Source organism: Micromonospora cynarisoli, from assembly GCF_030518815.1.
Lineage (GTDB): Bacteria > Actinomycetota > Actinomycetes > Mycobacteriales > Micromonosporaceae > Micromonospora > Micromonospora wenchangensis.
On sequence record NZ_CP130426.1, the window covers coordinates 5,612,667 to 5,633,983 of the forward strand.

Here is a 21,317-nt window from a genome sequence, read left to right on the forward strand (position 1 = left end):
TGCCGACCTGCCGGCACCGGGCACCGGGGAACTCGCCGCGGTCACCGACGGCGTGCCGGCCGACGTGAGCGGGCCGCCGTCCGCGCGCCGCCGACCCACCGCCGCGCCGGTCCCCGGCGGCTTGCCCGCGGGGGCAGGGGGGACTGCCCCGAAGGCGGCCGGTGGCCGCATACCGCGGCGGCCGGGGTCCGGGCAGGGTGGCCGGGTCGACTGTCGCCGATCCGAAAAGAGCGGTCATGACCTGGCAAGAGAACTACTGGGACGATGCCACGCAGAGCCCGGACTACTTCCAGCTTGTCGAGTTCGCCACCGTCCTCGACGGCGACTACGGCACCCGGATGTTCGGCCGGTGGATCGAGCAGACGCACCCGGACCGCCACGACCTGATCCGCAGCCTGGAGTACCTGCTGGTCACCTACCGGCACGGCGACGACGTGCGGGCGACGCTCGACACGTTCGAGCGTCAACTGCCCCGGCCGTGGGACGACTGGGCGATGGGCACCGCGCTGGCGGAGACCGCCCGGCGGTACCCGGACGTGCCTGTCGAACTCCGGGACGACGACGACTTCGCCACGCTGGCCGAGCTGCTGCGCGACGACGAGCAACTGTTCGCGCTCTGGCGGGAGGAGGTGCAGCAGGCCGCCGTCATGGCGCTGTCCGTCCCCGAGGTGATGCCCGCCTTCGTGACCTCCTGCCAGGCCCTCGCCGAGGAGGCGCTCCGGCACCAGGGCCGGGGCAAGGAGGAGGAGAGCGAGGAGGAGAGCTTCGACCACTCCGGGTACGACCGGGCGTTCGGCCACATCGCGTCCGACGACGACCTGGTGGTGGCCCCCGGCCCGGAGACGTCGGTCCGGTTCGCGGAGCCGCTGGTGGAGGGGGAGGACGCGCCGGGGTGGCAGCACGGCGAGTTCAGGATCGGGGTGGCCTTCACCCTGAACCCGGAGGCCAACTCCAACCTCACCGGCCACTACTCCTGGGCGCAGACCCAGGCTCTCGTCAGCCGGTGGGGGGTGGACGTGGACGAACTCGCCACCCTGATCGGGACGGCGATGAACCGGATCCCCCGCATGTACCGGGACGACCGGGTGACCATCCACGTCTTCCCGCAGTACGTCTTCATCACGGTGACGATCGACTCGGCCCTCAACGCGCACAACACCGGGATCATCGCCACCCTGACCGACGAGGGGGCGTACGCGCACTACGTGCAGTTCAAGGACCTGGTCATGTTCTACACCGACGAGAGCGATATGGACACCCCGATCTACAACGTGCTCAAGACGTTCGGGGACCCGTGGGCCGGCGGCACGGCCGAGAGCTACGTGGTGCGCCACGGCCGGGGCCGCAAGGCGTACTTCACCGTCGACCCGGTGAAGACCAGCCACGAGCAGAGCGTGGCGGCGGTCGTCCGGCGCTGCTCCGGCGGGCTTGACGTCCGGGTGCTGTCGGCCCGCCCGCAGTAGGGTGACAGCCGGCGGGGGTGCCGGGGCGGTGCCCGAACGGGCAGGCGGGACTGCCCGCAGAACTTCCCGCACGGTCGCGGTCGACCCGGTCGGGCCGCGTTCACTGTCCACCATGGCAGCGTCAGCGTCCCGTTCCCTGCGCGCCGCGTCGGCGTTCGCTGTGGTGGCACTCCTGGTGGCCGGTGCACCGCCGGCCGCGTACGCCGAGTTGTTCGCGGCACCGCGACCGGCAGGCGGCCCGGCGTTGCGGATCAGCGTGGGTGACGGCGTCGCCCCCCTGGTCGGCGAACCGGCCGGGACGACCCTCGGGCTGACCCCCGGCGGCTCGGCGGTGGTCACCCGCACGGTGACCACCGCGACCATCCCGCCCCGCCCCGACGTGGTGCTGCTCGCCGACACGACCGGCAGCATGCAGGCGGCGCTGAACGACGTCCGGGTCAACGCGAAGCGGATCGTCGAGGACATCAGCGGCGTGCAGCCCGACGCCCGGTTCGCAGTCGCCGAGTTCCGGGACGAGGGCGACGAGTTCGTCTTCCGGCTCAACCGGGACCTGACCGCCGTGCCGTCCGAGGTGCAGGACGCGGTGAACGTCTGGACCGCCGAGGGTGGTGGCGACGACCCGGAGGCCGGGCTGAACGCCCTGCACGCCGTCGCCACCGGAGCGGTGACCCTGCGGGCCGAGAGCAGCCCGATTGTGGTGATCTTCGGGGACGCGCCGTCGCACGACCCGAGCGTCGGCCACGACCTCGCCGGCACCATCGGGGCGTTGACCACCCGGGGTGTCCGGGTGGTGGCCGTGGACGTCGGCAACCCGGGCAGCTACTCCCTCGACCAGTCCGGACAGTTCACCGAGATCACCAGGCGGACCGGGGGCGTGCTGCTCAACGCCGCCGGCCCGTCCGAGGTCTCCAACGCCATCCTGGCCGGCGTCCGCGCCATCCAGAGCACCGTCGCCGCCCACGTCACCGACTGCGACCCGCAGCTCACGGCCTCCGTCACCCCGGCGGAGCAGACCGTCGACAGCGGCGGCACCGTCGACCTCACCGTCTCCGTCGCGGTCGACCCCGCAGCCCGCAACGGGGAGTACGTCTGCCGGCTCGACGTGTCCGTGGACGGCATCGTGCAGGGCGAGCCGGAGCGCCTGACCGTGACCGTCAGCGGCGCGGCACCCGACGTACCGGTGCTGCACTCCGACGCCGCCACGCTCGACCTCGGCGAGGCCCCGCTCGGGGTGCCCTCGGCGGCCCGGACGGTGACCCTCACCAACACCGGCGACTACCCGCTGACCGTGGCCGCCGCCCTCGCCGAACAACCCCTCCCGGCGGTCTTCGCGGTCACCGGCTCCACCTGCGCCGGGGTGCTGGCCGTCGCCCGGTCCTGCACGATGGCGCTCACCGCCACCCCCCGGGCGATCGGCACGGCCACGTCGGTGCTCAGCCTCGCCAGCGCCACCGACACCGGCGGGGTCGCCGCCCAGTCGCTGGCCCTGAGCGTCTCTGGCCGCAGCCCGACGTTGCAGTTCAACCCGGGTGTCGGCCGTCCCGGCCAGGTGGTCACCGCGCTCGGCCAGGGCTTCCCGGCGGGTGCCGAGGTGCTGGTCACCTGGGTCGACGGCACCGGCGCGGTGACGGCTGTCGCCGACGCGTCCGGCCGGTTCGCGGTGCCGATGGTGGTCTTCGAGGAGGGTCTCGCCGGCCCCCGGGCCGCGCTCGCCTCGGTGCCGGCGGTCGGCCAGGTGACAAGCGGCACGTTCCTGGTGCAGTCGGCGACCGCCCAGCCGGGGCCCTTCACCAGCCGCCGCTGACCGGCCCACCCGCCAGGGCGCCCCGGACCGCACCCGGCGCCCGGACTTGGACCCGGGCCGCCCCCCGGGTGGCGCGCGGCCCGGTCAGCCGACCAGCACCTGACCGGTGGCGACGATGCTGCCGGCCGGCAGCGGCGCGGGATCGTTGCAGGTGTTGACCTTGTCGCCGTGCCGGGCCGCCGGCTTGCCGTTGATCAGCACCAGCGGGCTGCCGGCGATGATCGTGCCCTGGTTGTTCGGCGGGTTCTGGAACGGCCCACCGGTCGGCACGTGCGGCGGGGCGTTCACCGCGACGCTACCGACGACGGCGGCCGGCTTGCCCTCGATCAGCACGTCGGTGCTGCACCCGTTGGCGATCGTTCCGGCGAAGGGCATCGGGGTGGGTGTCGGCACCGGCCCGGTCGGTGAGGGCACCATGACGATGTGCGTGTCGGTGCCGACCACCTTGTCACCGAGCTTCGCCGCGGGTACGCCCACGACCACGACCTCCCCTGGACCGACGGGACGGGATCAGATCAGCCCCTCGCGGATGGCGTGCGCGACCGCCTGGGTGCGGTTACGGACACCGAGCTGGGTGGTGATCTCGTGCACGATGTTCTTGATGCTGCGTTCCGAGTACGACAGTTCCCGGGCGATCGTCGCGATGTCCGCCCCGGCGGCGATCATCCGGAGCACGGCGAGCTGGCGCGGGGACAGCGGTAGGATGGTCAACCCCCGGGGCGCCAACACCTGCCGCTGCGCCCGACCGACCCGGGTCAGCAGCGAGCTGAGCAGGTCGGTGGGGAGCCGCGCCTCGCCCCGGGCGGCGGCCCGGACCACCTCGCGCAGCAGGGTGGCGGTGCTCTCCGAACGGCGTACCAGGCTCAGGCCGCCCGCCTCGATCGCCTGGAGGCCGGCGGTGTCGTCGAGCTGCCCCACCACCAGCACCGGTCGGGGGGACGGCCGCCCGGTCAGGGCGTCGAGCTGGGCCAGCAGCCACCCGTCCACCGTGTCGGCGACGATCACCAGGATGTCCGGGGCGTCGTCGGGGCCGGCCACCACGACCGGCCGCGCGCCGGCGGGTTCGTCCGCCCCGACGGTGCCGAGTTGGGCCGTCACCCCGGCCTGGGAGATCGGGTCGCGGGAGCGGACCGCCGCGCGGACCGGCTCCGGGTGGACGGTCTCCGCCGGGTCGACGGTGCCGTCCGGGTCGACGGGATGCGGGGCGGGGGCGTGCCGGGCGGCGCGGTGCGGTCCCGGGGTCTGCCGGGCGGCGGGGCGCGTGCCCGGGGTCTGCCGGGCGGCGGGGTGCGGGTCGCTCATCGGCTCGGGGAGGGGCTCGGGGTGGGCGCGACCGGCACGAGTTGACCGGCGAAGTAGGCGGCCGGGGTGCACGCCGTGGTGCCCGGGTTCGCGCATTTCACCGCGACCGTCACCGGCTGGCCGGCGGAGAACCGCAGCGGCTGGACGAAGTGGTAGTCCAGGTCCCGGAAGTTGTTCAGGCCGGTCTCCAGCAGCACCGTGTCGCCCCGCCGCACCTGGAGCAGACCGGCGTCGCCGTGCGGGTTCTGCAACACGATGTCGGTCACCCAGAGCACCTTCTTCTCGGCCGGCCGGTAGGTGGAGAGGGTGAACTCGTTGGCGGTGGTCGGCGACGCGCTGGTCGCCACCCGGAAGTCGGCGGCGGTCTCCGGGTCGGCGTTGTCAAGCGTCCCGGCCTGGCCGCCCGGCCCGTTGCCGTTGCCCTTTCCGGTGTCGGTCGTCGGGCTCGGTGACGCGCTCGGTTTCGGACTGACGCCGGCCGCGACGTTGGCCACCTTCTCGGCCTTCTCGGCGGTCTGCGCCGCCTCACTGGCCTGGGTCTTCACCTCGGCGACCTCCTGGGACAACTCCTTGGTCTCCACCTGGGCGGCCTCCTTGGCGGTCGACTGCACGGTGGGCTTGAGCACCGCGAACCAGAGCCCCACCAGGGCCACCGCCACCGCGGCTGCCACCAGCACCACCCGGGGCGACCAGGCCGGCAGGACGGACCGCTGCACCAGCAGGCCGTCGCTGGTGATCGGTTCGGCGTCGGGACGGGTCACCGCCACCTGGAACGGCAGGTTGCGGTCCGGGCCGAGCAGGAACCGCCGCCGGGGGCGTACCCGCAGCTTCACGAACGTGGCAGTACCCGGCCGCAGCACCGGCGCGGCAGGCAGCACCCGGAACGTCAGCAACCGGTCGGGGTCGGCGGGCAGCACCTCGACCGTGGTCTCGACGTTGCCGGTGTTGTCGATCACCAACTGGTGCCGGGCGGCGCGCCGCGCCCGGGAGGTACGCGGCACCAGCTCCGTCGCCAGCTCCACGAAGGGCTGCACGGTGACGGTGCCCTCCTCCACCACCGAACCCTCGGGATTCTCCCGCCCCCGGACCCGTACCCCGAAGTCGACGCCGCCGGCCGGCACGGTCGCCGCACGCGGCGGCGTGAACGTCACCCGCGCCTCCTGCTCGGTGCCGGGCAGCAGGTTCATCGTCGCCGGCTCGACCTCGGCCCACGGTGCGGCGTCGCCGACCACGTCCAGGGTGAACTGGTCGACGACGGCGGCGGTGTTACGCACCCGGACGGTGCAGCCGACCGTGCCGCCCGCGGCGACGGTGAGGTCGGTCTCGACAAGTCCCACAGCGACACTCATGCGGGGCAGTCTCGCCGCGCGGGCGGAGCCGGCAGAACCACGAACGAGGAACACCAAGGGGCAGCCGTGGCTACCTGAACGGGCAGCGGAACGCCGGATCGGGCAGCGGGCCGTCAGCGTGGCTCGCTGATCCCGCCCCTCGGCCGCCGGCCCGCCACCGCACCGGGACCGGCGGGCCGGCCACCACCGCTGTTGACGCTGACCTCGCGCGGGGGCGGAGCCAGGTCGGTCTGCGTCTCCGGCACGAACGGCACGAGCAGTTGCAGGTGCAGCCCGGTCCGGGCGGTCCCGCCGTACCCCACCCAGGCGGAACCGGTGTCCCCCTCCCGGCGGGGCGCGCTGCGCACCACCACCGGCTGGTTGGCGCGGGCGACCGCACCGGTGAGGAACCCCGACGGCAGGGCGGTACAGCTCGCGCAGCCGACCAGCAGGTCACCCAGCAGCCGGTGCTCCCGCTCGGTGTCGGCGGCCCAGGCGGTCAACAGGTAGCTGAACCGGTACCGGCGGCCCGGCGGCCGACGACCCACGAGCTGGCCGTCGGCGTCGCGCAGCTCGTCCCAGGTCGCCGAGACGCCCGCGGAGTCCTCCTCGACGTCCAGCAGGAACGCCGAGACCAGGTCACCGTCGGCACGCTGCGCGCACCGGTCCGGCGGGTCGAAGACGACAGGCACGTCCGCCGGCAGGTAGTGGCCCAACCAGGCCCGGACCGACAGGTCGACATCCCAGATCATCCGTCCACCCTGCCGGCTGCCCGAACGGGACTGCGGGCGGCGGCCGGGCAGGCCGTCGGGGCGGATCGGTTGCCCTTGGGGGCAGCGGTGCCTACCCCGGCGGCGTCCCGGCGGGCAGCCCTGACGACCGGTCGGCGTTGGCAGGCTCGGCCCCATCACACAGTCGTACAGGAGGTTCGATGCCGACGTATCTGTCGCCGGGCGTCTACGTGGAGGAGGTTTCCTCCGGGTCGAGGCCGATCGAGGCGGTCGGGACGGCCGTCGCCGCGTTCGTCGGCTTCGCCGAGAAGGGGCCCGTCGACGAGCCCACGCTGATCACGAACTGGACGCAGTACACCCGCACCTTCGGTGGTTTCGTGGCGGGCAGCTTCCTGCCGCTGTCGGTCTACGGCTACTTCCTCAACGGGGGCGGCTCCGCGTACGTGGTCCGGGTGGGTGGTGGTGCCGACGCCGACTCCGCTGACGGCCCCGCCGCCGGTGAGTCGTACGCGGCTGCGGCCGTACCGGCGGCCGGCGACAACGGCCGGCTCTCCTTCACCGTCCGGGCGGCCCTGCCCGGCCCGCCCGGCCAGGACCTCTCGGTGGAGGTCGCCGACGCCTCCGAGGGCGGCGACGACGCGTTCAAGCTCGTCGTCAAGCAGGCCGGCAAGCCGGTCGAGACGCTGGACAACCTGACCACCAAGCGTGGCGCGGGCAACGTGGTCACCGCCGTCCGCCAGCAGTCCAAGCTGATCCAGATCGAGGAGGCGAAGGGCGCGACCCTCGCCCCGCCCCGACGCGGCACCGAGATCACCCTCGCCGCGCCCGCGCTGCCGGCCACCACGACCGGCACCGGCGACCTGCGGGTACGCGCCGAGGACTACGTCGGTGACGTCAGCGACCGGACCGGCTTCGCCGGGCTGGAGGCGATCGAGGACATCACCATGCTCTGCGTCCCCGACCTGGCCGCCGCCCACCAGAGGGGAGCCATCGACGACGAGGCGTTCAAGGCCGTCCAGTTGGCGATGATCGCGCACTGCGAACTGATGGGTGACCGGGTGGCCATCCTCGACCCGCCGCCTGGCCTGCACCCGCAGCGCCTCAAGGAGTGGCGGATGGACGTCGCCGGCTACGACTCCAAGTACGCGACCCTCTACTGGCCCTGGGTCAAGGTGATGGACCCGGCGCAGGGCCGGGCGGTCTTCATGCCGCCCAGCGGGCACGTCGCGGGCGTGTGGGCCCGCAACGACGACACCCGGGGCGTCCACAAGGCACCCGCCAACGAGATCATCCGGGGCGCGCTCGCCCTGGAGAGCGGGCTGACCAAGGGCGAACACGACCAGCTCAACCCGATCGGGGTCAACTGCATCCGGGCCTTCCCCGGGCAGGGCATCCGGATCTGGGGCGCGCGCACCCTGTCCAGCGACGCCGAGTGGCGTTACCTCAACGTCCGGCGGCTGTTCAACTGGATCGAGAAGTCGATCCTGCTCGGCACCAACTGGGTGGTCTTCGAGCCCAACGACCCGCGCCTCTGGGACGCGGTGCGCCGGGTCATCACGATGTTCCTGCGCCGGGTCTGGCGCAGCGGCGCGCTGATGGGCGACACCTGGTCCGAGGCGTTCTTCGTCAAGTGCGACGCCGAGAACAACCCGCCGGAGAACCTCGACGCGGGCATCCTCACCGTCGACATCGGCATCGCCCCGGTCAAGCCGGCCGAGTTCGTGGTGTTCCGACTCTCCCAGCTCTCCCAGGGCTCCGGCGACTGACCGGCCCCGGCGGCGAGCACCCGACCTGAGCGACGACGAGACCAGGAGAAACGAGCATGGCCGGTCAGGGTACCCAGGACCCGAAGCAGAACACCCAGATCATCAGTGCCGCCGTCTTCCGGCTGGAGGTGCCGGGCATGTCGGCGATCAACTTCGCCGAACTGGTCGGGATCAGCAGCGAGGTGGAGAACGCGGAGTACATGGCCGCCGGCACGACCGGGCCGATCTTCTCCCGGCACTTCGGTCGCACCAAGCCGCCGACGGTCACCCTCAAGCGGGGCCTCGACCTCAACGGCGACCTGTGGCTCTGGCACCAGAAGGTGCGCAACATGATGTACGACGCCTACCGGGACTGCGCGTTGAAGCTCTACGGCCCCGGTGACGACCTCAACGGCGACGCCCGGCTGACGTACATGATGACCAACGCCTGGCCGTCGCGGGTGGAGGTCAGCGGGGTCAAGGCCGGGGCCACCGACATCGTCTACCAGACGGTCACGCTGATGTGCGACGACCTGTTCGACTTCAATGCGCGGATCTAGCCTCGCCGAGCCCACCGCCGGACCGGCGGCGGGCCTGCGGACCGAGTACCCGTTCGTGCTGCCGCGCGGGCTGGTCGACGACCGGGGCGGGGTGCACCGCGAGGGCACCATGCGGCTGGCCACCGCCCGCGACGAGATCACCCCCCAGGGCGATCCCCGGGTACGCCAGAATCCGGCGTTCCTCACCGTGCTGCTGCTCGCCCGGACGGTCACCCGCATCGGCGGGGTGCAGGCCGTCGACGTCGACGTGATCGAGCACCTCTTCGCCTCCGACCTGGCCTTCCTCCAGGACCTCTACCGGCGGATCAACCAGCAGGGGCACACCGGGGCCGAGGTGGCCTGCCCCCGCTGTGGGGGGCGCTTCGCGGTGGACCTGGCCGGCGGCCGACCTGCCGAATCCTGACCCGCCCGGCAGCGCGACGCCGCACACCCGTACCGGAACCTGAAGGAGGTGGGCATGGCCTGGTCGTTACGGCCCGGACAGCAGTTCTGGCCGCGTCGCCGCCGGACGGTCGGGGCACCGCCGGCTGTGCCGGTCGCGCCGGTTCCGGTCGCGTCGCCGGTGCCCGCCGACGGGTACCCGGTCCTGCCGGGCCTGCCCCTGCTGACGGTGGCACCCGCCTCGGCGATGGTGACCATCCCACCGCCGGGGACGGCCACGCCGGGTCCGTCGCTGCCCCCGACCACCGCCGCTCACCAGGTCCGCCCGTTCGCCGGCCCGGCTGCGGTCACCGACCCGACCCCGATCCGGTACGACACCGCTGCGACCCGCCGCCCGCCGACCGGTCCGGTCGGGTGGACGCCTTCCGCTCCGACCGGGTGGACGCCTTCCGCTCCGGTCCGGGCGGCGGCAGCCGGGTCGGGTGACGTGCGGCCTGTCGGTCCGGTGGCGTACCAGACACCGCCGACGGGCAACGACGCGTCGTGGTTTCCACGTTCGGGCGGCCACGTTTCGGGCGTCCCGCAACCGGCTGCCGGCCCGGCGAACGGGATGCCGTCGCCCGCCGATCCGACCTGGTGGGGCGGCCTCGCGCCGGGAGCCGTCCGCGAGCCGGACCGGCCGTTGCAGGCCGTGCCCCGGGCACCGGACCCGACTGCGTCTCGCGCCCCGACCGACCTGCACGGCCCGACCGCGATGCCGGACCCGGCACCGAACCACGCTCTGACTCCCGGCAACGGTTCGGCCCTCGATCATGGCCTGATTCCCGGCCACGGTCCGGCCCTCGATCATGGCCTGGCTTCCGACCACGGTCCGGCCCTCGGCCACGGGTCGGCGGTGGTGCCGCGGGCGGTCCCGGGTCCGGCTGGGGACAGCGGTCCGGTGCCGGGCGCGGGTCCGAACGTGGCCGGTGGTCCGGCCGTGGACCAGGGCCCGGCCGTGCAACGTGGCCCGGGCGGGGCGGTGGGCAGGCCCGGGGGAGCGGCTGCCTTCCCGGCATCGGGTCCGCCGGGCGGGCCGGAGAATCCGCAGGGACGAACGTCCGCCTGGCGATCCGACGGTGCCGGGGCGGATGCCGCAGCGGCCCGGACCGCAGCGCAGTTCGCCGCCGCCGGCCTGCCCACCGCGCAGGTCTGGCCGCCGCCGGGATTCGAGGTCGCCTACCTGGCGGCGGAGGCCACCCGGGCAGCCGAGGAGTCCCGAGCGTCGGCCGGCGGCGGGCGTGCCCGGCCGGCGCAGCCGGACACCGGCCTGCGTGCGGCCACCGCCGGCCCGGGTCACGACGGTCGGAGCGACCCGGAGGGGGCTCCGCCGTCGGCCGGTGAGGTGCGCCCGGTCGAGGTGGCCTTCGCCGGACGTCGGGGCCGCACCGCCCGCCCGAGGACCACCCGATCGGGTCCGGAGCCGGCGTCCCCTGCGGAACAGGGACCAGTCGACCCGGGTGGCACGACCGCCCCGCCCACCGCTGCCGTGACGGGGCTCGTCGGGTCCGCCGCCCGGGAAGCCGGGTCTGCCACGCAGGACCAGGCCGACCCGGATAGCCGGGTCTACCCGGACGATGCCACCGGCAGCGACCGGGGCGTCCCCGCCGACCGTCGGCGGGACGGCTCGGCGGGCGTCGGGCAGAACCGTCCGGAGCACCCGGCGCAGGCGACCGGGCCGACGGGCCACCAGGACGGGACGCTCGACGAGGCCGGTGCCGTGGGCGGATCGGTGCCCTTCCCGGCACAACGGACGCAGCCGGCCGGATGGACTCCGGGTGGCGTGACCTCGCCTGACGCGGGCGTCACGGCACCGACCCGGGGCACGGACCCCGCCGAGCGGCCGGTGTCCGAGAACCGGCCGGTCGAAGACCCCGACCAACGGCCGATCTCGGAGAGCCGGCCAGGCCCGGCGGGCCGCGACATCGCGGACGACCGGCCGGGTTCGACGGCGGGGCGCGACATCGCGGACGATCGGCCGGGTCCGGCGGCGGCGCACGACACCGGGGATGGTCGGCCCGGTCCGGCGGCGGGGCGTGACACGTACCGCCCCGAGCCGGTGTCCCCGCCGTCGTCCTTCTTCCTCACCCGGCGTCCGGAGCAGTCCCCGCCGGCCGGGCCTGCGCCCGGAGTGGACCGGGATCACGGCCGGGCCGGTCAGGAGCCGTCGGCCGGCCCGGGACAGGCGGAAGCGGTGCCGTCCGGCGTCCCGCACCCGCCCGTACCGTCGGCCGGGTGGGTCGACCGGCCGCCGGCCGTGCCACCCAGCGACGCGCAGGTCCCGGCGTACCCCATCGGGGTCGTGCCCGCTGTGCCGGTGGTGGCGGACGGACGGCCGGGTCCGACGCCGACCACGGTGGACCGGAGCGGGCCGCTGACGCACCGCGCGGGACCGCCGACCACTCCGATGGGTGACCCCGAGCTGCCGGAGCAGGTGCCGGCCGCACTGGTGGACGGCTTCCGGCACCAGTACGGCGTGGACGTCGCGGCGGTGCCGGTGTGGCGCGGCGCGGCGGCCACGGAGGCGGTGCAGCAGGCCGGGGCGCGGGCGGCGACCCGGGGCGGCGAGGTGCTGCTGCCGGCGTCGGCCGGGCCGCTGGACGCGCCGCCCGCCCGCGCGCTGCTCGCCCACGAACTGGCCCACGTGGTGCAGCAGCGGGCGTTCGGGACGGCACCGCCGGCCGAGTCGACAGGCGTCGGCCGGGACCTGGAGGCGCGGGCGCTCGCCGCCGAGCGCGCCTTCGGCGACGGTGGCGGGCCGGGTGTCGGAGGTCCACTGCCACCCGTCGCGCCGCCGGCCGGCGGGGGTGCCGCGCCGACACCGCCGGCTGCCGCCGGCACCTGGGGGACCACCCCCGGTGGCGGGCTGACCTGGCGGGCGAGGCCCGGTGCGGGGGGCGTACCGCCGGCCGCGCCGACTGGCCCGCCGGCCGCCGCCCACCCGCTCCAGCGGGCGTCGATGGACGCACCGGCGGCCACCCTCGACGACCTGCGGGCGCTGGTGCGGGGCGAACTCGACCAGCAGCAGGATCCGGCCGCCGCCCCGCCGGCCGGGCCGCCACCGGACGCCCTGCGGGCCGAGGTGGCCGCCGCGACGGCGGCACCCGCGATCGACCGGAGGGCGGGCCGGATCGCCGAGGTACGCGACGCGGTGGAGCGGCTCCGGGCCGAGCTGCGCACGGTGGCCGACCGGGGACGGGCGACGGCGGCCCGGCCGGACCGGGACGCCGACCGGGGGCAGGACCGGTCGCCGGGCCGGCCGGTCGACCTGGAGAACCCCGACGACCTGGAGGAACTGGCCGGCCGCCTCTACGGGCGGTTACGCGGACGGCTGCGGCAGGAACTGCTGGTCGACCGGGAACGCAGCGGACGGCTGACCCAGTTCCGCTGAGCACGCCGGGCGGCACGAGGCACGACAGGTGACACGAGGCACGGCAGGTGGCACGACCGCACGGACGCGGGGCCAGGACGAGGCGACGAGGAGGGCGAAACGATGGCAGGCGGTCTTTCCACCGCGGCCCGCTTGATGGGCGGCTTCTTCGAGGTCACCGGCGTCAACCACAGGTACCTCGTGGTCATCGACGACGAGCGGTACAACCTCGGCTCCTGGTCCCGGGTCTCCGGGCTGGGGGTGACCTGGCAGGTCTGCGAGTACCGGGCCGGGGACAGCAACGACGTCTTCACGTACGTGGGTGAGCCGACCTACAGCCGGATCAGGCTCAGCCGGGCGGTCTGCTTCGACTCGCAGGTCGTCCAGGAGTGGCTCTGCCAGCAGGCCAACCGGTACCGACCGCTCAGCGGCACGATCCAGCTCGTCGACAGCGTCGGCCTGAAGATCGTCGGCTGGGACCTGAAGCACTTCTTCCCGGTCGGCTGGTCGGTGTCGGAACTCGACCCGAGCCACAGCGGGGTGGCGGTCGAGACGCTGGAACTGGCGCACACCGGATTCCTGCACGACGACGTGAAGTTCTCGCTCTGATGGCCGCCGTCTCCGCAGGGCAGCTCGGCGGGATGCTGGGCGACCCGAGCCAGACCGCGCAGGGGCTCGCCTCCGGCGGCCTGCTCCAGATGTTCCGGGACGGGCCGGGGGTCCGACGGACCCTCAAGCTCGGCCTGGCGATGCGTTTCCAGGTCACCATCGGTGACGTCCAGATCGGGCTGTGGCGTTCCTGCCGGGGCCTGCGGGCCGACTTCCGGCCCGAGGTGGTCCGGGTGACCGGGGACTACGTCGGCCAGTACCACCTGCCCGGCGAGGTCAGCTACGCCCCGATCGTGCTGGAACGGGCGGTGCACCGGGAGAGTTCCGCGCAACTGCAACAGTGGCTGGTCGGGGTGCTGCGCTCGTGGCAGGACGGCACCGGCGACGACACCCGCACCACCGCCCGGATCACCCTGCTCGACGCCGACGGGGAACCGGCCACCAGCTGGCTGCTCTACGGTGTACGGCCGTCGTCGTGGACGGGTCCGGACCTCTCCTCGGACAGCAACCAGGTCGCGGTGGAACGGCTGGAGCTGGTGCACGAGGGGTTCTTCCCCGACCTCCAGGCCAAGGCGGAGACGGCCACCCTGTCGTCGCCGACGCTCGGTCGGGTCACGTTCTCCTACAACCCGGCCAAGATGGGCATCACCCGATCCTCCCGGGCCAGTCAGCTCGTCGGCCGGGGTCGGGGCGTGGAACTCACCTCCGACACCGCGTTGCGGGTGATGGCGGGCGAGGTGCTGCTGGTCGGTGCCGGGGTGGCCCAGGACGTGCAGAAGCTGATCGCCTTCTCCGGCCCGCCGAGCGTCGACGAGCAGAGCCGCACCGCGTCCAGCATCGAGCTGCCCCGGCTGACGTTCACCTGGGGAAAGCTGTCGATGGCGGTCAACCTGAGCACCCTGAACGTCAACCTGACCCGGTTCGACGGTGAGGGGCAGCCGGTGCGGGCCCAGGCCACCCTGGACCTGATCGTCATCGAGGGGGAGATCTTCCCCAAGCGGGGCGGCCCCGTGCCCACCCGGTCGGTGCGGACCGACCCGGCGCAGTGGCGGCAGCGGGCGCTGGCCAGCGGGCTGGACGACCCGATGCGGGCGCAGGCCAGGGGCGCGTCCGTCGGGGCGCGGCGGTAGTGGGGGCGAGACGATGACCGCGATCGACCGGCACGGCCTGCTCTGGGGCACGGCGACCCTGCGCCCCCGGGTCACCGTCGGCACCGCCGGCCGGGCGCTGCCGACGGCCGCCGCCGACCAACTGGTACGGGTGGTGGTGGACACCCAGGCCGCCCTGCCTGACATGTTCGAGCTGACCTTCGCCGACCTCGACGGCAGCGTGCTGCGCACGGCCGGGCTGGAGCTGGGCACCGCCGTGCAGGTCTTCGGCCCGACCGGGGACGGCTCGGCCGAGCACCGGCTGATCAGCGGCGAGGTGACCGCCGTGGAGGGGCACTTCGTGGACCTCAGCGCCCACGTGGTGGTGCGCGGCTACACCCACGACCACCGGCTGCACCGGGTGCGGCGGACCCGTACCTTCCTCAACCAGTCGGATGCCGACGTCGCCCGCCAGGTGGCGACCGCCGCGAAACTGTCGGTCGGCACGATCGACGCCACCACCGGCCGGCTGGCCCACCTGTCCCAGGTGGCCCAGACCGACTGGGAGTTCCTCAGCGCCCGCGCCCGGGAGATCGGCTACGAGATCGGCGCCGACGGGGACCGGTTCCACTTCCGGCGGGCGGCCACCGCCCGCCGGGCCGGCAGCCCGCTGCCGTTGACCTTCCGGGGCAATCTGCGCCGCTTCCTGCCCCGGGTCAGCGCCGGCAACCTCGCCCCCGAGGTCGAGGTGCGCGCCTGGGACCCGGTCGCGGCGACGGCGGTGGCGAGCCGTACCGCGACCACCGCCGACGGGGTGAGCCTTTCCGGCCGGACGCCGACCGCCGCCGCCGACACGTTCGTCCCCCGGGGCGCGGCGGCACCGCCACGGGCCGGTAACAGCGCGGTCGGTGACGTCGGGCCGGCCCCCGGACCCCGCGCGCACGTCCTGGTCGGCCGGGGACTGCCCGTGCCCGGCCGGGCCGACGGCGCGGTCACCCAGGTCGCGAAGGGGCTCGCCGCCAGCATCGGTGGCGGGTTCGCCGAGGCGGAGGGGGAGGCGCTGGGCGACGCCCGGCTGGTCGCCGGCAAGGCCGTCAGGGTGGACGGGGTGCCCGCACCGTTCGCCGGCACCTGGACGCTCAGCGCCGCCCGGCACGTCTTCGACGAGGCCGAGGAGGGCTACCGCACCGAGTTCACCGTCGGCGGGACGCAGGACCGTTCGCTGCTCGGACTGGCGAACGTCGGCGGCGGCGGTGACCCGGGCGGTCCGGCCCGGATCGACGGGGTGGTCTGCGGGGTGGTCAGCAACGTCAAGGACCCGCAGAACCTGGGCCGGGTCACCCTGGCGCTGCCCTGGCTGTCGCCGGACCACGAGACCGACTGGGCGCCGGTGGGGCAGCTCTTCGCCGGCCCGAGCGGTGGCGCGTTCTTCGTGCCGGAGCCGGGTGACCAGGTGCTCGTCGCCTTCGAGTTCGGCGACGTACGCCGCCCGTACGTGCTCGGCAGCCTGCCCAGCCGGCACACCGGCTACGGCCTGGACGGCGGCCAGTCGTCGTCGACGAAACCGGGGGCGAGCGGGGTGAAGTCGGTGGGGCAGACCAGTTCGGTGATCCGGCGCGGCCTGCTGTCGCCGTCGGGCAGCCGGCTGGTCTTCCACGACGAGGTGCCGCCCGGCGGCAAGGGGCAGCCGACCGCCGCCGACGTGGTGCTCGGCACCCGGGGCGACAAGCTCTCGCTGGCGATGGACCAGGTGGCCGGCACGGTGACCCTGCGCTGTGCGCCCGACAAACCCGGCAAGTTGCTGATCGAGTGCACCGGACAGACCGCCGTCGAGATCAAGGCCGGGCCGGGCGGCAGCCTCACCCTCGACGGCGGCACCAGCCTGAAGCTCAAGGGCAAGACGGTCGACATCAGCGGTACGCAGGTCAACATCAGCGGCACCGCGTCGACCGCCATCAAGGGCAAACCCATCCAGCTCAACTGAGGAGTGCCATGCAGGCCGACGTCATCGGCACCGGGTGTGCCTTTCCGCTGCGGGTGCAGCCCAACGGTCGACTGGCCACGATCAGTGGCACCGCCCTGCTGGAGCAGGCGATGTGCGTGATCCTGGCGACCTACCCGGGCGAGCGCCCGATGCGGCCGGAGTTCGGCTCCCGGCTGCGGGACTTCGTCTTCGAGCCGGTCACCGGGCAGACCCGGCGGGCGGTGGCGGTGGAGGTGCGGGCCGCCCTGGAACGCTGGGAGACCCGGGCCGAGATCGACGACGTCACCGTCATCGAGGACCCGGCCGGCGGCGACGGGCTGCTGCACATCGAGATCCGCTACCGGGTACGCGACACCGACGAGCCCGGCACCCTCGGGCTCAACCTGCGGACCCTGCCCGGCGACCGGGAACTGACCGGTACGGGGGTGCTCGGCTGATGGCGCTGCCCGCCCCCGACCTCGACGACCGGGGCTTCGACGACCTGGTCGGTGACGCCCGCCGGTTGATCGCCGACCGCTGCCCGGAGTGGACGGACCTGCACCCGGCCGACCCGGGGATCACCCTGATCGAGACGTTCGCGTCGCTGACCGACCAGCTCATCTACCGGCTCAACCGGGTGCCCGACCGGCTCTACGTGAAGTTCCTGGAGCTGATCGGGGTACGCCTGGTGCCGCCCACGGCCGCCCGGACCACGCTGACCTTCTGGCTGTCCACCCCGGCTCGCGCCACCCAGGTCGTGCCGGCGGGGACGCGGGCGGTGACCGTCGGCGACGGCGGGGACCCCCTGGTCTTCGCCACCCTCGCCGATCTCGCCGTGCCGCCCTGCGCGCTGACCCACCTGCGGGTCCGGACCGCCGGCGGGATCACCGACCAGACCGGTGCCCTGGAACTGGGCGGCCCGGTGGCCGCGTTCTCCCCGGTGCCGCAGCCCGGCGACGAACTGCTGATCGGGCTGGACCGGGCGGTCGGCGGCTGCGCGGTGCGGCTGGAGTTCGAGGGACGCGTCGACGGCGTCGGGGTCAACCCGCTGCACCCGCCGCTGCGCTGGGAGGCGCGCGGTGCCGACGGCTGGCTCGGCTGCGAGGTCGGGCTGGACGAGACCGGGGCGCTGAACCGGCCCGGCGCGATCCTGCTGCACGTGCCCGCCGGACACCAGACCAGCCTGGTCGACGGGGTGCTGGCCGGTTGGCTGCGAGCCCGGGTGGTGACCCCGCAGGAGGGGCAGCCCGGCTACAGCGCCTCCCCGGTGGTCCTCGGGCTGGCCGCGAACACCGTCGGCGGCACCACCGAGGCGGTGCACGCCGACCTGGTGGACGACGAGGAACTCGGCGACTCCGAGGGGGTGCCCGGTCAACGGTTCGCGCTGACCCGCCGGCCGGTGCTGGCCGGCTTCGGTGACCCGGTGCTGGAGGTCAGTTCCGACGACGGCTGGCAGCGGTGGTCGCCGGTCGAGCACTTCGCCGGCAGCGGCCCCGAGGACCGGCACTTCCTGCTCGACGGGGTGGCCGGCGAGGTGGTCCTCGGCCCGGCGGTCCGGCAACCCGACGGGATGTTGCGCCGCTACGGCGCGGTGCCACCCCGGGGCGGTCGGCTGCGGCTGCGCCGGTACGCGGTCGGCGGCGGCAGCCGGGGCAACGTCGGCGTCGGCGCGGTGACCGCCCTGCGCACCTCGATCCCGTACGTCGCCGGGGTGGAGAACCGGCACCCGGCCAGCGGCGGCGTGGACGGCGAGACGTTGGACGAGGCGCGTCGCCGGGGCCCGCTGACCCTGCGCAGCCGCAGTCGCGCGGTGACCGCCGAGGACCACGAGGTGCTGGCCCGGGAGGCCGCCCCGGAACTGGCCCGGGTCCGCTGCGTGCCGAGCAACGGGGACGGCCCGCCGGTGGCGCGGCTGCTGGTGGTGCCGGCCGCGCCCGCCGAGGACGGGCGGCTGCGGCTGGAGGACCTGATCCCGGCCGAGTCGAGCCTCGCCCGGGTGGCCGGGCGGCTGGACGCCACGCGGCTGATCGGCACCCGGGTGGTCGTCGAGCCGCCCCGCTACCGGGGCGTGACAGTGGTGGCCCGGGTCGTCGCCCGGCCCCGGGTGGTCGTCGAGCGGGTCCGCGAGGAGGGCCTGGCCGCCCTGTACGGCTTCCTCAGCCCGCTGGCCGGCGGTGGCCCGGACGGTCGGGGCTGGCCGTTCGGGCGTCCGGTGCAGGCCGGGGAACTCTTCGCCGTGTTGCAGCGGGTACGCGGGGTGGAACTGGTGGAGGACCTGCGGCTGTTCACCGCGAACCCGGTGACAGGTGAGCGGGGCACCGAGGCCGGCCGGATCGACCTGGAGCCGGACAGCCTGGTCTTCTCCTTCGACCACCAGCTCCGGGTGGAGGAGCACTGATGCGCGGCCTGGTCGACGTGGTGATGCCGTACCCGATCGCCGGTTTCCTGCCCGCCCTGTTGCAGGAGGACGACCTGCTGGTGCGCTGGACCGAGGGGCTGGACGAGGTGCTCGCGCCTGTGGTGTCCACCCTCGACTGTCTCGACGCGTACCTGGACCCGGAGCTGACCCCGCCGGACTTCCTGCTCTGGCTCGGCCACTGGGTCGGCGCGCAGCTCGACGAGAACTGGCCGGTGGAGCGGCAGCGCGCGATGGTGGCCGGCGCGGTCGCCGCGCACCGGCTGCGCGGGACGGTCGCCGGGCTGCGGATGGCCCTGGAACTGGCCACCGGGGGCGAGGTGGAGGTCCTCGACTCGACCGGGGTGTCCTGGTCGACCCGCCCGGAGCCGCTGCCGGACCCGCTGCCACCGGCCCGGGTGCACGTCCGGGTGCGGGTGGACGACCCGGCGGCGGTGGCCCGGCACGCCCTCGACGAGCTGTGCCGCGCGGTCGTACCGGCGCACGTGACGACGACCCTGGAGGTGCTCCACCGTGATCATCTGTCGTGAGTGCGGCAACCACAACGGTGACGCGGACACGTTCTGCGGTTCCTGCGGCAGTTTCCTGGAGTGGACCGGCGAGAAGACCGTGCCGAAGATCCCGGTCGAGACGGTCCAGGAGGCGGAGCAGGAGCTTCGGCAGAAGCCCACGCTGCTGCAACGTATCGCCGGGGTGATCGCGCCCGCACCGGGCGGTTCGCCGGTCAACGAGGGTGTGGTGCGGGTCGGCGACGGCACGGGCCGGGGAGCGGCCGGCCTGCCCGGCGGCCCTCCGGGTCTGCGTCCCGGCCCGCCCGGGGTGCGCCCGGGTCCGCCCGGGGTGGGTCTGCCGGGGACGCGCCCGGGTCCGCCCGGGATGGGCCCGCCGGGGACGCGCCCGGGCCCGCCCGGTGCCGTGCCGCCCGGCGTGCGTCCCGGTCCGCCGGGGACGACGCCGCCGGGGACCCGGTCCGGTCCGCCCGGGTCGCGGCCGGGTCCGCCGGGGTCCGGCCCGCCGGGCGTCCGGTCCGGCCCGCCGGGGATCGGCGCTCCCGGGGCACGGTCCGCGCCGCCGGGGACGTCGCCGGCCGGGTCCTCCGCCGCCGTTGCGTCGGCCGCACCGGACGGCGGTCCGGCGGCGGTGTCGACGCCGCCGCGCCGGCTGCCACCGCCGCCGCCGGGGGTGCCGGCGGCCCGGCTGCCGGACCGGGCGGCCCGCACCGTGCCACCGGGTGCCCGGCCCGGCCCGTCCGAGGCGGACGGGGCGGCCGACGGCGGGTCGTCGCCGGCCGACGGCACCCCCGCGGGTCCGCCGGACACCGCCCCGAGCGGGTCGCCGCGCCGGCTGCCGCCCCCGCCGCCGGGGGTGGCCGGGGCGAAGCTGCCGACCGCCCCGAGGAATCCGGTGTCCCCGCCCCGGCGCGACACGCGCGCCGCGCCGCACACCAGCGCCCTGGTCGCCGCCGACGGGTCGGTCGACTCCGTGCTGCCCGGCGCGCCGGCCACCGGCGGGCGGGTCGGCTCCCGGGCCACCGCCGCCGCGACCGTCGAGCCCGAGGAGGTCAGCCCGCAGGCGGTCCGGCCCCGGGTGGCCACCGTCGGCGCGAAGGCGGCCACCCGGCGACGGCAACCAGGTGACCTCATCTGCGGCGAGTGCGGCGAGGGCAACGCGCCGACCCGCCGGTTCTGTAGCCGGTGCGGCGACTCGCTGCGGACCGCCCAGGTGGTGCGTCGACGCTGGTGGCAGCGCCTGCTGCCGCGCCGTGGCCCCCGGGTCACCGCGGCCGGGACCCGTCCGGGCGCGCCCGGCGGCGGCCGGCCGGGTGGGGTCGGTGGCGTGCTGCACGCCATCTACCAGCGGTCGAACGCGGTCGCCGCGGTGCTGCTCTTCGCGATCGGGGTGGCGTACCTGGTCTATCCGCCGCTGCGGGAGCGGATCAACGGGGCGGTCTCCGGGCCGGTGACCGGGGCGCGGGACTGGGCCGACCGGAAGATCAACCCCCGGTTCGTGGCGGTCCGGCCGGTGGAGGTGACAGGCGGCGCGTCGGTCCGCGACCACGGGCCGGAGCTGAGCGTCGACCAGTACCGCAACACGCACTGGCAGGTGCGCTGGGACAGGGAGAAACCGCCGACGGTCACCCTGCGCTTCGCGGCGAAGGTCGACCTGGAGCGGCTGATCGTGACCGCCGGCACGGCCGAGGACTACACCGCGACCCACCGGCCGATGACCCTGCACCTGGTCTACTCCACCAACCGCTCGGACACCCTCACCGTCGAGGACACCGGGGAGCCCCAGACGTTGAGCCTCGACGGGGCCGACGGGGTCACCACCGTGCAGATCCAGGTCACCGACGTGCACCGGGCCGAGAAGGGCACCGACGTCACGGTCAGCGAGTTCGAGTTCTTCGCCCGGGAGTGAACGGTCGCCGGGCAGCGGGTGACGTCGGGGCACCGGGCCCCGGCGGCGGCACCCGACAACCACCACCACCGTCGGCCGACCGGCCCGACGGTCCCACGTC

General features: G+C 74.8%; 17 protein-coding genes. 13 read left to right on the top strand and 4 right to left on the bottom strand.

The annotated features are described in order from the left end of the window. Positions 1–236 precede the first annotated feature (236 nt). Both Q2K16_RS24675 and Q2K16_RS24680 read left to right on the top strand, forming a co-directional pair. A complete protein-coding gene (locus tag Q2K16_RS24675; protein ID WP_302740538.1) occupies positions 237–1,463 on the top strand; it encodes a hypothetical protein in 1,227 nt (408 codons plus the stop codon). A gap of 112 nt (positions 1,464–1,575) precedes the next feature. Next, positions 1,576–3,267: a choice-of-anchor D domain-containing protein gene (locus Q2K16_RS24680; RefSeq protein ID WP_302740540.1), complete on the top strand. Its 1,692-nt coding sequence runs from the start codon at positions 1,576–1,578 to the stop codon at positions 3,265–3,267. 84 nt (positions 3,268–3,351) lie between these two features. Here the strand turns inward: Q2K16_RS24680 and Q2K16_RS24685 are convergent, their stop codons facing one another. The 4 genes from Q2K16_RS24685 to Q2K16_RS24700 all read right to left on the bottom strand — a co-directional run bounded on the left by Q2K16_RS24685 (position 3,352) and on the right by Q2K16_RS24700 (position 6,649). Next, entirely contained in the window at positions 3,352–3,744 is a 393-nt protein-coding gene (locus Q2K16_RS24685; RefSeq protein WP_302740541.1) for a PAAR domain-containing protein, read from the bottom strand. Between the two features lie 33 nt (positions 3,745–3,777). Further along, complete coding sequence (locus tag Q2K16_RS24690; RefSeq protein WP_302740543.1) at positions 3,778–4,569, bottom strand: helix-turn-helix transcriptional regulator; 792 nt, start codon at positions 4,567–4,569, stop codon at positions 3,778–3,780. After that, on the bottom strand, positions 4,566–5,918 hold the full coding sequence (locus Q2K16_RS24695) for a COG1470 family protein (RefSeq protein ID WP_302740544.1): 1,353 nt from the start codon (positions 5,916–5,918) through the stop codon (positions 4,566–4,568). Before Q2K16_RS24695 ends, Q2K16_RS24690 begins: the two co-directional genes overlap by 4 nt. Positions 5,919–6,031: 113 nt before the next feature. Beyond that, positions 6,032–6,649: a Pvc16 family protein gene (locus Q2K16_RS24700; protein WP_302740546.1), complete on the bottom strand. Its 618-nt coding sequence runs from the start codon at positions 6,647–6,649 to the stop codon at positions 6,032–6,034. A 179-nt stretch (positions 6,650–6,828) separates the two neighbouring features. Between Q2K16_RS24700 and Q2K16_RS24705 the strand changes: the two genes are divergently transcribed. From Q2K16_RS24705 to Q2K16_RS24755, 11 genes are all read left to right on the top strand, one after another. Then, a complete protein-coding gene (locus Q2K16_RS24705; protein WP_302740548.1) occupies positions 6,829–8,394 on the top strand; it encodes a phage tail sheath family protein in 1,566 nt (521 codons plus the stop codon). A 56-nt stretch (positions 8,395–8,450) separates the two neighbouring features. Then, on the top strand, positions 8,451–8,933 hold the full coding sequence (locus Q2K16_RS24710) for a phage tail protein (RefSeq protein ID WP_088643766.1): 483 nt from the start codon (positions 8,451–8,453) through the stop codon (positions 8,931–8,933). Then, the gene (locus Q2K16_RS24715) at positions 8,920–9,336 is read left to right on the top strand and encodes a hypothetical protein (protein WP_302740551.1); all 417 of its coding nucleotides are present in this window, start codon (positions 8,920–8,922) and stop codon (positions 9,334–9,336) included. The genes Q2K16_RS24710 and Q2K16_RS24715 overlap by 14 nt, the downstream gene beginning before the upstream one ends. A gap of 2,424 nt (positions 9,337–11,760) precedes the next feature. Next, complete coding sequence (locus Q2K16_RS24720; protein ID WP_302740553.1) at positions 11,761–12,744, top strand: eCIS core domain-containing protein; 984 nt, start codon at positions 11,761–11,763, stop codon at positions 12,742–12,744. 102 nt (positions 12,745–12,846) lie between these two features. Next, on the top strand, positions 12,847–13,332 hold the full coding sequence (locus tag Q2K16_RS24725) for a phage tail protein (protein WP_088643770.1): 486 nt from the start codon (positions 12,847–12,849) through the stop codon (positions 13,330–13,332). Next, positions 13,332–14,462: a phage tail protein gene (locus Q2K16_RS24730; protein ID WP_302740555.1), complete on the top strand. Its 1,131-nt coding sequence runs from the start codon at positions 13,332–13,334 to the stop codon at positions 14,460–14,462. The genes Q2K16_RS24725 and Q2K16_RS24730 overlap by 1 nt, the downstream gene beginning before the upstream one ends. A gap of 13 nt (positions 14,463–14,475) precedes the next feature. Continuing rightward, positions 14,476–16,404, top strand: coding sequence for a phage baseplate assembly protein V (locus Q2K16_RS24735; protein ID WP_302740557.1), 1,929 nt, complete (start codon positions 14,476–14,478; stop codon positions 16,402–16,404). An 8-nt stretch (positions 16,405–16,412) separates the two neighbouring features. Continuing rightward, positions 16,413–16,841 carry a GPW/gp25 family protein gene (locus Q2K16_RS24740; RefSeq protein ID WP_302740559.1) on the top strand — a complete coding sequence of 143 codons (429 nt, stop codon included), beginning with the start codon at positions 16,413–16,415 and terminating at the stop codon, positions 16,839–16,841. Beyond that, entirely contained in the window at positions 16,841–18,781 is a 1,941-nt protein-coding gene (locus Q2K16_RS24745) for a putative baseplate assembly protein (protein ID WP_302740561.1), read from the top strand. Before Q2K16_RS24740 ends, Q2K16_RS24745 begins: the two co-directional genes overlap by 1 nt. After that, positions 18,781–19,329 (top strand): phage tail protein, encoded by a 549-nt coding sequence (locus tag Q2K16_RS24750; RefSeq protein WP_302740563.1) that lies wholly within the window; start codon positions 18,781–18,783, stop codon positions 19,327–19,329. The genes Q2K16_RS24745 and Q2K16_RS24750 overlap by 1 nt, the downstream gene beginning before the upstream one ends. Then, on the top strand, positions 19,313–21,217 hold the full coding sequence (locus tag Q2K16_RS24755) for an NADase-type glycan-binding domain-containing protein (protein WP_302740565.1): 1,905 nt from the start codon (positions 19,313–19,315) through the stop codon (positions 21,215–21,217). Before Q2K16_RS24750 ends, Q2K16_RS24755 begins: the two co-directional genes overlap by 17 nt. Positions 21,218–21,317: the final 100 nt, after the last annotated feature.